The organism is Leptotrichia massiliensis (assembly GCF_900104625.1).
Lineage (GTDB): Bacteria > Fusobacteriota > Fusobacteriia > Fusobacteriales > Leptotrichiaceae > Leptotrichia > Leptotrichia massiliensis.
In genome coordinates this window covers 779,709-793,791 of the sequence record NZ_FNVZ01000005.1, presented here as the reverse complement: position 1 = coordinate 793,791, position 14,083 = coordinate 779,709, and the positions used below count along the sequence as shown (strand labels likewise).

Below are 14,083 nucleotides of genomic sequence, written 5' to 3'. Positions count from 1 at the left end.
TACACCTGTTATAGTATTTAAGTATCTAAAATTATGATTTATTTACATAAAAGTTCTATCAAATTATAGATTATTTTAATAAAAAAGTCAATTGCTATACAAAACTTTTTTAACTTTTCTTTTTTGATTTAAAAAAAAATAAAACAAGGGTAATAATTATACTACCCCTGTATTAATATTAATTACTTTGTTTATACATTAACCAGCCATTAAAGTATAAAAAGCTACTGTCTCGTCCACTTATTCTATTAATCTGTCCATTTTCCAGATACCATTTATTTCTATTCATTACTGCATCGTAATTTTTTTCTTCTGCTAAGCTAACTGTGATTGTTACAGGTCCTGTATTTTTTACAGAGCCTCCACTGTTAATTACACAATTCTCAAAGGCAATATCAGCCATATATCCATGCTCAGCAAATGAATCATCAACTGTATCAGTACCAAATGCAGATTCAGCAGGATTTGGATTTATACAATAACTACCTTTTTTTACTGTCACTGGATTTTGTACAGTTAATTTTCCATCTGATTTTTGGACTTCCCCATCATCTGTTTTTGGCTCAATTTTTGGTAATTCCGTAGTCTGTTCTTGAGTCGTTGGATTGTTTTGAGGTTCTGTTACAGCTGTTATATTTTCTTTCTTTGATACTGTTGCCATTTCTTTTTTTAAACTCTCTCTTTTTTTCTTATTTTGACTTCTCAAGTAAAAGATTCCAGATCCAACAATAACTATTGCTACTGCAACTAATGCTGCTAGAATTGTAGTCATTTTATTTGAAATATACTTTTCTTCAACTATTTCTTCTTCCTGAGACTCTTCTTCTATCTGTTTAGGTTCCGTTTCTTGTTTTTCAGCTGCTCCACCTAATCCACCAAATACAGTTTTTTCAAGTTCTTCTTTCTGCTTTTTTAAATCTATGATTTCCTTTTGGCGTTTTAATTCCTCTATTTCTCTTTCCAGCTGCTCCTTCATATTTTCACCAAATTGGTTATCATCCATAATATCCTCCTAAAAATTAACAATACTAGTCAACAGTAAACTTTATACTGTTATAGTTATTTTTTACATATCCAAATTAAATGTCATAAGTTTATTAAACTTAGAATCCATTTTATCAGGAGCTGTCCATTCACCATTTATTTTTGTATATGGCACGTCAAAGGTTTCTTCCATATATTTTAAATTAGGATCTTTCACTTTTTGATCAATTAATTCCTTCATCCATTCAAAAATTTTATGATTCATCTCCTCTTCTGTTACGGATTTTCCTTTCATTTGTTGTGCTCCTTTTTCTGCTTTTTGATTAAGAAGTGTTCGTATTTCTGACAAATCAGGAGATTTTAGCGTTACATTTAAAATAACTTTATCCCCATTTTCTGTTACATTATTTATCGTATAAGTTATTTTTTTATATGCTTCACTAAATGCATTTGTTGCTTCAAGAGCATCTTTATCCGTAATTTGAGAAGCATATTCTCCTCTCTGAAAAATTCCAATAGCTTCCTTAAAAATAGCTTCAGCTGCTTCTTTTCCACTCATTTGATCTGTTTGTACTTTTGGAGTTGTCACACTTGCCATAGTTTGACCTTGAAATACGCTAGCTACTGAGTCACTCTTAAAACTTGATTTTTTCTTTTTATTATTTGAATTTAAGAAAAAAATTCCAGTTCCTGCGGCAATAGTAACTAATGAAATTGCAGCAAATAAAATTATAATTTTCTTTTTATTTGAAAAAAAGTTTGTTCCTTCATATGAACTATATTCATTTTGCTTATCTTTTTGAACTTTTTTATCAGTATTTTCATTCTTTTCTGTAGTCTTACTTCCTCCTACGCTATCCAACATTGTCTTTTGAAGTTCTTCTTTTTGTCTTTGCAGCTCCCTAATTTCTTTTTGACGTTTTAATTCCTGAATTTCTCTTTCCAATTCTTCTTTTGATTCTTCATTAAATTTATTATTGTCCATAATATATTCCTCCTAAAAAATTATATCTATCTTTTACAGTAAATATTATACCACAAAAAATTAAAAAAGCAAGTATTTTTTTACAGAATTTTTTTTACTGTTATTTTATAGTATATTTTTAGTTGTAAAAGTATGAACTATTTTTTACATTTGATAATTAAATGACATTACTTTATTAAACTGTGGATTATTGTTTTCTAACTCCCAATTACCATCTTGTTTTACATACACCATATCAAATGTTTCTTCTAGATATTTTAAGTTAGGATCATTTAACTTTTCATTTATTGCTTCTCTTAAAAATTGTTTACTTTTTTCTTCTACTTCAGCATCTGATTTTCCAGCCAGTTGTTCTGCGACTTTTATTATTTTATCTTTAAATATTTTTCCTGCTTCTGACAGATCAGGATATTTCATAGTAATATTTACAAGAACCTTATCTTTGCTTTCTTCTGTTGTTTTGTTAATTTTATAAGTTATTTTTTTATATGCACCACCAAATATTTCTAGTGCTTCAATTGATTCCTTATCATAATTTAATTTAGAAAAGTCTCCTTTTTGAAGTGCTTGCATTGAGTCTTTTACATCATTTTCAGCGGCTTTCTTTCCATTTTGACAACCCACTACTGTCAACATCAAAACTAGTCCTATAACAATTGATACTATTTTTTTCATATCCATTCCTTCTTTCTTTCTTTTTTTTGTTTTTTATCTTCCCCATTTTTCAGGATTTTTACTCCATTCCAAAGCGATTTTCGCCTCATCCTGTGTCAAATAATCACTTTGAGCTAGTAATTTTATTAAAACATCAAAATTTGAAAGTGAACTGAATTTACAACTATATTTTGCATAATTTTCCTTTGCACTGTCAAATCCATAAGAAAAAATTGATTTTACTTCCAGTTCCTTCACTTCTTCCTTTTGAAGTACATCAACTGCAATAAGGCTGCTTTTTCCAGTTGTAATCAAATCTTCAATTACAACGACTTTTTTCCCCTTGACTTCGGCACCTTCAATCTGTTTTCCTGCACCATGATCTTTTGGTTTATTTCTAACATACGCAAGTGGTTTTTTGATTCTGTCAGCAATAAATGCAGCCCAAGGTATTCCAGCAGTTGCAACTCCTACAATCACATCCACATTTTTGTCAATTCTTTCAACAAACGCTTCTACAATCGTGTCTCTTTCGTCTGAAAATCCTAATACATAACGGTTATCACAATAAATCGGACTTTTTATTCCAGACGCAAACGTAAAAGGCTCTCCCACATTGATTTTTACTGCTTTCACATCAAACAATGCCTTTGCCACTTTTTCTTCCAGTGTTAAATTAGCCATATTCCCATTTCCTTTCAAATTTTGATTTTTTGTTTTATTTCTTAAAAATTATCAGTATAACGGTAAAATATTTACTTCGAAAAATCAATTTCTTTTCCTTTATGAATATCATTAATTTTTCCATTTTTATAAACAATCTCACCATTTACAATTGTCAATGTATTTTTCCCTTTCAATTTCCAATTTTCATAAGGAGTCCATCCACATTTTGACTCAATTGTATCATCTACAGCAACAATCCATTCTTTTTGGGTATCAACAACAATTATATCAGCAAAAAAACCTTCCTCTAATTTTCCTCTTTTTTCAATTTTCATTATTTTTGCAGGATTTTCGCACATTAATTTTTGAATCATTTCAAGCGATATTCTTCCTTCATTAAAAGCGTTAATCATAAGTGCAAGCGAAGTTTCCACTCCTGGCATTCCAAATATAATTTTTTCCAGCTTTTCGCTTATCAAATGTGGAGCATGATCTGTTCCAATTGTGTCAATTTCTCCACGATTTATTGCTTCCCACAAAAATTCATTGTCAGATTTTTCCCTTAGTTCAGGTTTCATTCTCAAAAGCATTTTATTTCGTTCTGTACTTTCACGAATTTCAGTATTTAAAAATAAATGATGGGGAGTAACTTCAGCATAAATTGGATGTTCTTTTGTATTCAATTCATTATTTTTTTTGGCGTTTATAACTTTTTTCAATTCATTCTCTGATGGGATATGACAAACATAAAGCCCTTTTCCACAATTTTTATTTAATTCTATTGCCTTATCAATCATTTCATTCTCAGCGTGGACTAGCACCAACTTAGAGTTTTTAAATACTTTTTTCAATATTTCATCATCTTCAATAAGCATTTCCCCAGTTGTTACATTCATAAAAATTTTTACTGTATTTGCTTCACCACTACTTAGAACTTTTTTTATTTCTTCAACATTATCATTTTTGCTTCCACCAAAATGAAATCCAAAATTCACAATTGCCTTTTCACTCGCCAACTTTTTCTTTTCCAGTAAATTTTCCAATGTTGTAGTAGTAGGAATCGTATTGGGCATATCGTAAAAAGTCGTAATACCAGCTTTGGCACACGCACGTGAACCTGTTGTAAAATCCTCTTTGTACGTAATTCCTGGCTCTCTCATATGTGTATGCACATCAATAACTCCTGGCATTACTAATTTTTCTTCAATATCAATAATTTTTGTATTTTCATTATTTTCAAATCGGCTTTCATCAATATTTTCAGAAATTTTTTGAATAATTTCGCCATTTATCAAAATTTCAATTTTTTTTCCAAAAACATCTATCCCATTTTTTAAAATAGTAATTTTATTTTTTGCCATTTTTACTCCCAAATTCATCAATTAATTTATTTTTTATCTACCTTCCAAACTTTTTAACAATCTTTCCATTTTCAAAATTTGTAAATCTAGTTTTTCATCCAATGACATATTTTTTTCTTTATTTTTTTTAGCTTTTGCTTCTAATCTTTTTTCTTGTGCTGGTGTAAGTTTTTTAGCCTTTGGTGCCTCTTTTTGAATTGGTGCTACTGCTGTCTGAGGTTCTTCTTCATTTTTTGCTGTTTGATCTGATTCTGTTTCCTCAGATTCTGTCTGGTTTTGTTTCATTTCTACCTTTGGAGCTTCTTCAGCTTTTGTGTCTAGGTTTTCACTATACCCCAGTTGATATGCTCCTAAAATTCCCAATACTAATAGTAATACTTTTTTTTTCATAACTTTCTCCTTTATTTTTATAAATTTAATACTCCTTATTTTAATACAGCTTTCTTTGAATTTCATTAATTCTGTTACAGATTTTATATTTTTTTATTATTTTTATTTTTTATCTAAAAAGATTTAAGCTTTATAGTGCTTCTGAAATTTCTTCCAAAACTAATTTTGCACTTTCCAGAGGGTTTTCAGCCTTAGTTATTGGACGTCCAACTACAAGAAAATCCACTCCTTGTTTTATCGCCTCTGCCGGTGTCATAATCCGTGTCTGATCATCGTTACTTTTTCCATCAGCATTTAGTGTAAATTTAGGACGTACACCTGGACAGACTGCCATAAAATCCTTCCCCAGTTTCTCCTTCACATCTTTTGCCTCCTGTGGCGAACATACGATTCCGTGCATTCCACTATTTCTGGCAATTTTGGCAAGATTTAGTACAATTTCCTCCAATTTCAGCTCACTTTTAAACATTTCAAAAATGTCATTTTCTCCCAAGTTTGTCAAAATTGTTACTCCAATCAGAAGACTTTCTGATTTACTTTCTTTTACCAATTCAGCAACTTCCTTCATAGTTTTGCTTCCATTTGAACAATGAATATTAAACATAAATACATTTTTTTTAATAGCATTTGCACAAGCCATTTTCACAGTATTTGTAATATCATGAAACTTCAAGTCCAAAAACACCTTTTTCCCTTTTTCGTGAAGATAATCCACCAGTTTCCCATCTGTATTAAGATAACTTTCCAGCCCAACTTTGTACATCGAAATATTATCTCCCAACTCTTCAACTAGCTTCTTTGCACCTTCCATATTATCGTAATCCAATGCAACAAATATTCTTTCTTTTGCTCTCTCATCAATTTTACTCATTTATTCATTATCCTTTCTTTTAATTTCCCTTATTTCAAATATTCCCATAAAAATTAAAATCAAAAAATTTGTTATAACTATTATAAATGCTGTAAAAAATGGAATTGCTGCAAAAACAAATATCGACAATATCATTATAATATTTAAAAAAGTTACAATTCCCCATGCTTTATAATTAAGTGTAATTTTATATTTTTGATTATCTGATTCCACATTTATAATTTTTTTAGGCGTTTTTGCAAATAAATTATTATATATTTGGAGTGTTTGTTCTCCATAATCTACATCAATTTCTGTTTTTCCATTAGATTTTACTTCTATATTTCCTTCATCATTTATTCTTAATTTGAAATTATCTTCCCTACCATTTAAAGATATTTTTGATTCTATAATAATTTTAGGCATTAAATATCCTCGCTTTCTTCAAATCAACTATTTTAAATTACTTTGATTAATAGTTTTTTTTCTTATCTTTTGTGTTGTTTTAAACAAATCTAGTTATTGTAATTAGACTAAAAACATAGTATTATTGAAAATACTTATTAACACTACTTTACGGTGTATTTAAAATTAAATTATTGAATTTGTATTTCATCTTCCAAAATTACTTTTTCACAATAAAAGCATTTATATTTTTCTTTTTCTTCTAAATTATTCTCATTTAAATTTTCAGTGTTTTCTTTTATACGAATAAATTTTGTTTCAATATTTTCATGATTCGAAATACATTTCGGATTATCACATTTCATAAGTCCGATAACTTTATCCAATTTTTCTAATTTTGACTTTTCTACAACTTCATAATTATCAATTATGTTTATTGTAACATTTGGAGCTAGCAGTGAAATATTGTTTAATTCCTTTTCTTCTAATATTTTTTCTTCAATCTTTATAATCCCTTTTCTCCTAAGTGAACTGCTTGGCATATTTGTTGCGACTGTGATTCTTTCGCTATATTCCTTTAATTTTAAAATTTCCACAATTGCAAAAACTTTTTCTGACGGGATGTGATCTATTACAATTCCATTTTTTATTGCCCGTATCAGTAATTCTCTTCCTTCAGACATAATCTTTTCCTTTCCTGAACATAAATTTTCTATTTCAAAATAATAAATTTACAAAAAAAACTCCTTATCTTTTTTCAAAACAGCCATCATCATTGCCTGTCTTACAGGAATCCCATTTTTAGCCTGTTTAAAATATAAAGCATATTTTGTGTTGTCTAAATTTGTATCAATTTCGTCTACTCTTGGCAAAGGATGCAAAATTATCATATCATCTTTACATTTTCCTTCGATATTTTCACGGTTTATAACATAAATACCCCTTACTTTCTCATAATCTTCAATATCTGGAAATCTTTCCTTCTGAATCCGAGTCATGTAAAAAACGTCAATTTTATCAAGACAATCCCTGAAATCCTCTAAAATTTCATATTTTATCCCATTTTTTTTCAGATCTTCCAATAAATAATCTGGCATTTGCAAAATTTGTGGTGCTACAAAATAAATTACCGGTTTAAAATGCGTAAGTGCCTTTACCAACGAATGAACTGTCCTTCCATACTTCAAATCCCCAACAAATGCAATTTGTAAATTTTCAAGTGTCCCTTTTTCCTCCAGAATTGTGTACAGGTCGAGTAAAGTCTGGCTAGGGTGCTGATTAGAGCCATCTCCTGCATTAATTACAGGTTTTTGTGAAGTTTCTGAGGCAAGCCGAGCTGCTCCGTCAAACGGGTGTCTTACAACTATTACGTCTGAATATGCTTCCACCATTTTTATTGTATCTCTAAAGGATTCCCCTTTTTTTACAGACGACTGCTCCACAGGGGGTAATGATAAAACATTTGCACCAAGACGCATTGCAGCCGACTCAAACGACATCTTAGTACGTGTACTCGGCTCAAAAAATAAAGTCGAAATAATCTTTCCATGCAGAAACTTCAACTTCTCTTCTTCCGAACACCCCTCAATCTTCTTTGCCAGCTCTAAAATATCAAGAATCTCCTCTTTTTTCATATCATTCATAGAAATAATATTTTCCACCACTATCTCTCCCTTGAATTTCAATATTTATAGTCAATCCACCTAAAAATAAGATTAAAAATATATAACCAATGGATTTCTCATTTGAAACTAGAATTACTATATTTTCTTTAAATTTATGATAACAAATTTTAATGCCATTTGCAAACTTTTCTTTGAATAATAATTTTTTTATATGCTTGAATAAAATTAAATAATCATAACTACTATATTTAATACTAAGCCCCATTTTGAAAATAGGAATAAATTTTTATAATAGAGTTGTTTGATAATTAATTCATAATCATTCAACTAAATTATTTTTTATTATTTTTTGGACATTTTATTAATAAATATTTTTTCATATTACTATGTTTTTTCTTTTTTATTTTCGTAGGATTGCTCATTGCCGCAAATCCTACAACCTATGGCTAGTCTACGACATTTTTCTGCACTGACAAAAAACTCGCTATGCTCAGACAGTTTTGCCAGCACAGAAAAATGCTCCGACGGATTAATTTATACTAGAATCTGTTTAAAAAGTGAAAATTATGTTTTAACCATTTGAAAATATTAAGTTTATATCCTTTAATTAGAAAAATTTGTAATAAATTCGTTATTTAAATGAGGTTTGGTATAACTTTAAAAACTTTGGTACAAATAAAAATAGAGGGAAAAATTAAAACTCCCTCTTTTCTATAAAAAAACTATTTCAAATCCTTACTTCCCTCTTCTAGAATTTTTATCTGACAAAGTATTTGCTCATCTTTAACAGTTTTTTCTTTCCCATTTTTTATTGCCTCATACAAATCATCATAAACTCTGCCATAATCACCTTTTTCCGAAATAACTTTTTCTTCATGATAATTTCCATTATCATCATAATAAATTAACGTCCCATAATGTTTTGACAAATCTATTCCAAAATCTGCATTATCTGGCATATAAAATAACTTCAGATGTTCTTCTTGTCTATCCTCCGTTTTTTTTATAAAGCATCCTTTAGTTCCGTATACAATAAATGATGCTCTAGGTTTTATCCTAAAGTAGCTTCCTTTTAAACTTACTTTTAAACTTTTACCATTTTCCCTTTCATAAAACAAGTCTATATCATAATAGTCATTCATCCGATTTGTCCCAAGAAGCTGCCTTACATCATAATGCACTTTATCAGGGTTACCGTATCGTGAAATTATCTGATCCAAGACATGCGTCCCATGCCCATATAAAAATGTATTTGCCTGTTTCCCGTCATATTCATTCACATTTTCAGGCACTTCTGCCCTATAATAATCATAGTTAGACTCAATTTCTAAAATTTCTCCTAATTTCCCACTTTCAATAACTTTCATTGTGGTCAAGAAATCGCTGTCAAATCTTCTATTGTGATAAGGCTGCACAATTAGACCTTTTTCCTTAGCTAACCTAAATAACTCCTGTGCTTCTTCCAAAGTTTCAACAAAAGGTTTTTCCACAAGGCAGTTTTTTCCATGTTCCAGCACCTCTTTAGCGTATTTATAATGTAAGTCGGATCTCAGGCAGATAACAACCAAATCAATTTCAGAATCGTTATACAGTTCTTCAATTTTATCAGTGTAATAAATCCCGTCTATTCTCTCCCAAGTCTTATTTTCCAAATTATTTGTAACAATAGTCTTAACTTTTATTTTGTCTTTTCTTTGCAGTAAAAATGGCAAATGGTATCTGTTTGCACTTTTTCCATTTCCAATAATTCCTATCGTCATCATAAAAATTATCCTTTCTAATCAGTATTATAAAAAATTAGAGTAAAAAATACATAAAAAAATGAATTGGCTGTATATAGCCTAATTCTCTACTCTGACTTTAAACTAAGATTTCTTTTAAAATATTATATAATTTAAAAGAGAAAAATTCAAATAAAATATCACAAAATGATTTTTATTCTAAAAATTTCCCTTTTAAACAATTTATAATTCTTTAGTATCTTTTACAATTCCTTTCCATTACTTTCAATTACTTTTTTATACCAGTAAAATGAATCTTTTTTACTTCTTTCCAGCGTTCCGCTTCCATCGTTATTTTTATCCACATAAATAAATCCATAACGTTTTTTCATTTCCCCAGTTGTGAATGAAACCAAGTCAATACATCCCCAAGGAGTATATCCCAAAAGTTCCACACCATCAATTTCAATCGCTTTCTGCATTTCTTCAATGTGTCTTCTTAAATAATCAATTCTATAATCATCGTGAACTTCGCCTTTTTCATCCTTCACATCAATTGCTCCAAAACCATTTTCTACAATAAATAAAGGTTTGTTGTATCTTTCGTACATTACGTTAAGAGCATATCGAAGTCCAACAGGATCAATTGGCCAGCCCCAGTCAGATTCTTTTATGTATGGGTTTTTAACACTTCCGACTAATTTGTCCCCACTTTCCACATCTGATTTATCTGCCTTGTCAACTGACGACATATAATAGCTAAATCCAATATAATCAACAGTTCCTTCCTTCAAGTCAATCAGATCCTGCGGCTCAATATGTATGTTAAATCCTTTTCTTTCCCACATTTTCTTAGTGTAGGCAGGATACTCCCCTCTTACGTGAACATCAAGAAAGTGCCATCTCTTATGCATTTCTTCTACAGATTTCATCATATCGTCAGGATTGCATGAATATGGATAAATCGGTACAAACGCAACCATACATCCAATTTCAAAATTAGGATTTATTTTTTTACCAGCTCTAACGGCTCTTGCACTTGCCACAAATTCATTATGAACAACTTGATACATTGTTTCCTCACGGTTTTCGCCATCTTTGTAAGTAACTCCAGAACAAGTGAATGCAAATATATCAACATCAAGATTTGAAGCCTGATTATTGATTTCATTAAATGTCATCCAGTATTTTACTTTATTTTTATATCTTTCAAAAACGGTAATTGCAAACTTTTCAAAAAAATCAATTACTTTTCTGCTTCTAAATCCACCATAATTTTTTACAAGATTATACGGAATTTCAAAGTGCGACAATGTAATTACAGGCTCAATTCCATATTTTAATAATTCATCAAACAAATCATCATAAAATTGCAGTCCTGTCTCATTGGGCTGTTCGTCATCTCCATTAGGAAAAATTCTGCTCCATCCAATAGAAGTTCTAAAACATTTAAATCCCATTTCCGCAAACAATGCCACATCTTCCTTATATCTATGATAAAAGTCTATTGCTTCATGATTTGGATAATTTTTTCCTTCTATTATTCCATCAGTAATTTCTCTGGGAACTCCATGTGCTCCAGCAGTCATTACATCCGCTGTGCTTGGTCCTTTTCCACCTTCATTCCATCCACCTTCAAGCTGATGAGCAGCAACCGCTCCTCCCCACAGAAATCCTTCTAGAAATCCTTTATTTATCATTTTCATCCTCCTAAATTTTATTTGTAAGACAGCATTTTATAAAAATTTATCAAATTTCATTAGTACATCATTTTTCAATTTTTACTTCCTTGATTATTGCCTTCTAATTAATACTTTCCCATTTAAAAAAGTTATATTTAATTATTTTGGAATATTGGTTTTTATCCCTTGTAAAAAAAGTCTTTAATAACTTTGTTATTCAACGAGGCTTAATCTAAATCCCTTTATTATGAATACAGGAAACTCACACATAAAATAATATTTTTATACGTAATTGCCCTGTTAATATATTTCAAAATTCAATCCAAAACTATTTTTGTTCTAATCTCTTGTACACTTCGATAAATTCTTTTGCCAGCTCCTTAAACAAAATTGCTGTCATCAAGTGATCTTGTGAATGTACCATAATTAATCCAACATCAAGTTTTTCTCCTCCAGCTTCCCTTACAATCAAATCTGTCTGTAATTCATGTGCCTTCAGCATTTGCTCAGTAGACTGCTTCATAAATTCTTCCGCTTCATCAAATTTCCCTGCCTTCGCCGCATTCATAGCCTGATAAGCCAAACTTTTAGTTTCCCCTGCGTGTCCAATTAATGTCATCGCAATCATTTCAATATCCAATACTTCTTCAGCCATGGTAATTCCTCCTAAATGATTATTTTTTGTTTTATCAAATTTTATATTAAAATTTCTTCTTAATTTTGTTATAACACACGTTTCCCTGTATGTCAATTTTTCATATTTTTAATTCATTTTTCGTCTATTTTTATTAATTTTATTATTAATTAAAGCATAAATCCGATATTCTATGAAAATAAACGATTTACAATTATACATTTTTTCGTGTATAATATATATTGAAAATTTTAAAAAAATATAAATTATAATAAAATATTTCACAAAATCTTTATTATAAGGAGAAAAATCACATTATGGATATTTATGCACCAATTAACAAACATTTTTTAGAAAATAAAAAAATAAAAATTTCATTTTCAAAGGTATTGAATAAAAAAGAAAAATATTTTTTAAAGTTTCTTTTTATGGAATATAAGTTGCTGGAAAAATTTGAGAAAGCGACTATTTTACAAGATGTTGATTTAAATGAAATATTAGAGGTGCTTAAATTTTCTACATTTGAACAATTAAAAAAATTTTTGGATAATTTACAAGTGAAAAAGCTGGAGTTCTCAATTTTTAGTAATGATAAAATTGTACTTTATGGACGATTTCCAATTTTGGTGTCTTACAATATTGTTTATTCCAAAATTGAATTTCAATTTGCAAGAGAAATTCAAAATGCTCGAAAAAATAATACTCTATTCTCACTTCTTAGATTTGATTTTCTAGTTTTTATGGGAGACGAGGCTACTTATAATTTTTATACTTATTTAATTTCTGATAAAAACTATAATAATGATACTGTAATTACGTTAGAAAGACTAAAAGAAATGTTTGATACTGGGGATAAATATGAACGTTTTTTTGACTTTGAAAAACAGGTTTTAAAAAAAGCGATTGAAACTATAAATCTTTTTTCTGACATTAAGGTTGTCTATAAAAAAATTAAGGTTGGAGAACATGTAAATAATAAAGTGGAAAAAATTCGTTTTAAGATAATTGATAACAGTAAATCTTCTGAAGAGAAAAACAAGGAGCTTGTTCAGCATATAAACAGCATTATGGACTTGATAAAAAATGATGTAAAAGATTTTCACGCTACTTATGAATTGATAAAAAAGTATATTTTGAAGAAAAATTACGATTATGTTTATACAAATGTTATTTTTACAAAAAAGCAATTTAAAAACAATATAGAAAAGCAGTTAAAAAAAGTTTTGTTGCTTGACTTGGCACAATTTTCAAAAACTAATTTCAGAAATGAATTGGAAATTATTAACATTAAGAGAAAATATATCACATCTTTTTTTCTTCAGTTAGATGTAGCAAATATTCTAAGACAAAATCATTTAGAAAAGGAACTCAGAATAATAGTCGATGATGGTTATTTTAATGAAATTCTTACTTTAAAACATACACAAGTTATGGAAAAAAACTTTTATGATTTTAAAATCTATATTCAATATTTTCAAAATTCAGAGAGTATTATAAAATTTACTAAATTTTTATAAAAAAATATATAAAATTTTATTTTTTTTAAAATATTTGCCTAAAAACTAAACGAAAAACTAAATAGGACCTTATCGTTTATTTTATTTTTAGATTTATAAAGACTTATTTTGATTATATTTAAAACAAAATATAGACGAAAAATAATGGTTTTTTTATAAAATTTGACTTATAGAAAATTAATGGTATACTATGGATATAAAAGTTAATCTCATTGATTTGATAAAACAATGAAGTATAGAACAATAAAAATTTTAAGAAAAGAAGGAAGGATGATTAGAAATGAAAAAAATCTTATTATGTTGTGCAGCAGGAATGTCTACTAGCCTATTAGTAAACAAAATGAAAGCAGAAGCTGAAAAAAGAGGAATTGAAGTAGAAATTTGGGCAGAGCCACTTGATAAAGCAAAAGAAGAATTTGCAAAAGCTGATGTTGTTTTATTAGGACCACAAGTAAAATATGCTTTACCAGAAGCTAAAAAAATCGCTGAAGAAAATAACATTAACATAGATGTAATTAATATGGTTGATTATGGAATGATGAATGGTGCTAAAGTATTAGATCAAGCACTAAATTTACTTTAAAATATTGTATTTATAGTATATTTTTT

The 14,083-nt window shown here is 28.8% G+C and carries 15 protein-coding genes; 2 read left to right on the top strand and 13 right to left on the bottom strand.

Features of this window, described 5'->3' with window-relative positions:
- Positions 1–178 precede the first annotated feature (178 nt).
- The 13 genes from BQ5344_RS07900 to BQ5344_RS07835 form a co-directional block, all read right to left on the bottom strand.
- Positions 179–1,003: a hypothetical protein gene (locus BQ5344_RS07900; protein ID WP_071124878.1), complete on the bottom strand. Its 825-nt coding sequence runs from the start codon at positions 1,001–1,003 to the stop codon at positions 179–181.
- Between the two features lie 63 nt (positions 1,004–1,066).
- Positions 1,067–1,969 (bottom strand): hypothetical protein, encoded by a 903-nt coding sequence (locus BQ5344_RS07895; protein ID WP_071124877.1) that lies wholly within the window; start codon positions 1,967–1,969, stop codon positions 1,067–1,069.
- 144 nt (positions 1,970–2,113) lie between these two features.
- Entirely contained in the window at positions 2,114–2,644 is a 531-nt protein-coding gene (locus tag BQ5344_RS07890) for a hypothetical protein (RefSeq protein WP_036071344.1), read from the bottom strand.
- A gap of 33 nt (positions 2,645–2,677) precedes the next feature.
- Positions 2,678–3,307, bottom strand: coding sequence for an orotate phosphoribosyltransferase (gene pyrE / locus BQ5344_RS07885; RefSeq protein WP_071124876.1), 630 nt, complete (start codon positions 3,305–3,307; stop codon positions 2,678–2,680).
- A gap of 71 nt (positions 3,308–3,378) precedes the next feature.
- Positions 3,379–4,650, bottom strand: a complete 1,272-nt coding sequence (locus BQ5344_RS07880) for a dihydroorotase (RefSeq protein ID WP_071124875.1) — start codon at positions 4,648–4,650, stop codon at positions 3,379–3,381.
- Between the two features lie 33 nt (positions 4,651–4,683).
- The gene (locus BQ5344_RS07875; RefSeq protein ID WP_071124874.1) at positions 4,684–5,040 is read right to left on the bottom strand and encodes a hypothetical protein; all 357 of its coding nucleotides are present in this window, start codon (positions 5,038–5,040) and stop codon (positions 4,684–4,686) included.
- A gap of 130 nt (positions 5,041–5,170) precedes the next feature.
- A complete protein-coding gene (gene pyrF / locus BQ5344_RS07870) occupies positions 5,171–5,911 on the bottom strand; it encodes an orotidine-5'-phosphate decarboxylase (RefSeq protein WP_071124873.1) in 741 nt (246 codons plus the stop codon).
- Entirely contained in the window at positions 5,912–6,316 is a 405-nt protein-coding gene (locus BQ5344_RS07865; protein ID WP_071124872.1) for a hypothetical protein, read from the bottom strand.
- A gap of 170 nt (positions 6,317–6,486) precedes the next feature.
- Positions 6,487–6,978, bottom strand: coding sequence for an aspartate carbamoyltransferase regulatory subunit (locus BQ5344_RS07860; protein WP_071124871.1), 492 nt, complete (start codon positions 6,976–6,978; stop codon positions 6,487–6,489).
- Positions 6,979–7,026: 48 nt separating this feature from the next.
- Positions 7,027–7,956 carry an aspartate carbamoyltransferase gene (gene pyrB / locus BQ5344_RS07855; protein ID WP_071124870.1) on the bottom strand — a complete coding sequence of 310 codons (930 nt, stop codon included), beginning with the start codon at positions 7,954–7,956 and terminating at the stop codon, positions 7,027–7,029.
- 686 nt (positions 7,957–8,642) lie between these two features.
- The gene (locus BQ5344_RS07845; RefSeq protein WP_071124868.1) at positions 8,643–9,683 is read right to left on the bottom strand and encodes a Gfo/Idh/MocA family oxidoreductase; all 1,041 of its coding nucleotides are present in this window, start codon (positions 9,681–9,683) and stop codon (positions 8,643–8,645) included.
- 221 nt (positions 9,684–9,904) lie between these two features.
- The gene (locus BQ5344_RS07840) at positions 9,905–11,341 is read right to left on the bottom strand and encodes a 6-phospho-beta-glucosidase (RefSeq protein WP_071124867.1); all 1,437 of its coding nucleotides are present in this window, start codon (positions 11,339–11,341) and stop codon (positions 9,905–9,907) included.
- 310 nt (positions 11,342–11,651) lie between these two features.
- Positions 11,652–11,978, bottom strand: coding sequence for a PTS lactose/cellobiose transporter subunit IIA (locus BQ5344_RS07835; RefSeq protein ID WP_071124866.1), 327 nt, complete (start codon positions 11,976–11,978; stop codon positions 11,652–11,654).
- A 296-nt stretch (positions 11,979–12,274) separates the two neighbouring features.
- Here BQ5344_RS07835 and BQ5344_RS07830 point away from each other — a divergent pair, with 296 nt between their 5' ends.
- Positions 12,275–13,474 carry a replication initiation protein gene (locus BQ5344_RS07830; protein WP_071124865.1) on the top strand — a complete coding sequence of 400 codons (1,200 nt, stop codon included), beginning with the start codon at positions 12,275–12,277 and terminating at the stop codon, positions 13,472–13,474.
- A 280-nt stretch (positions 13,475–13,754) separates the two neighbouring features.
- The gene (locus BQ5344_RS07825) at positions 13,755–14,057 is read left to right on the top strand and encodes a PTS sugar transporter subunit IIB (RefSeq protein ID WP_021768746.1); all 303 of its coding nucleotides are present in this window, start codon (positions 13,755–13,757) and stop codon (positions 14,055–14,057) included.
- The last annotated feature ends 26 nt before the right edge of the window (positions 14,058–14,083 follow it).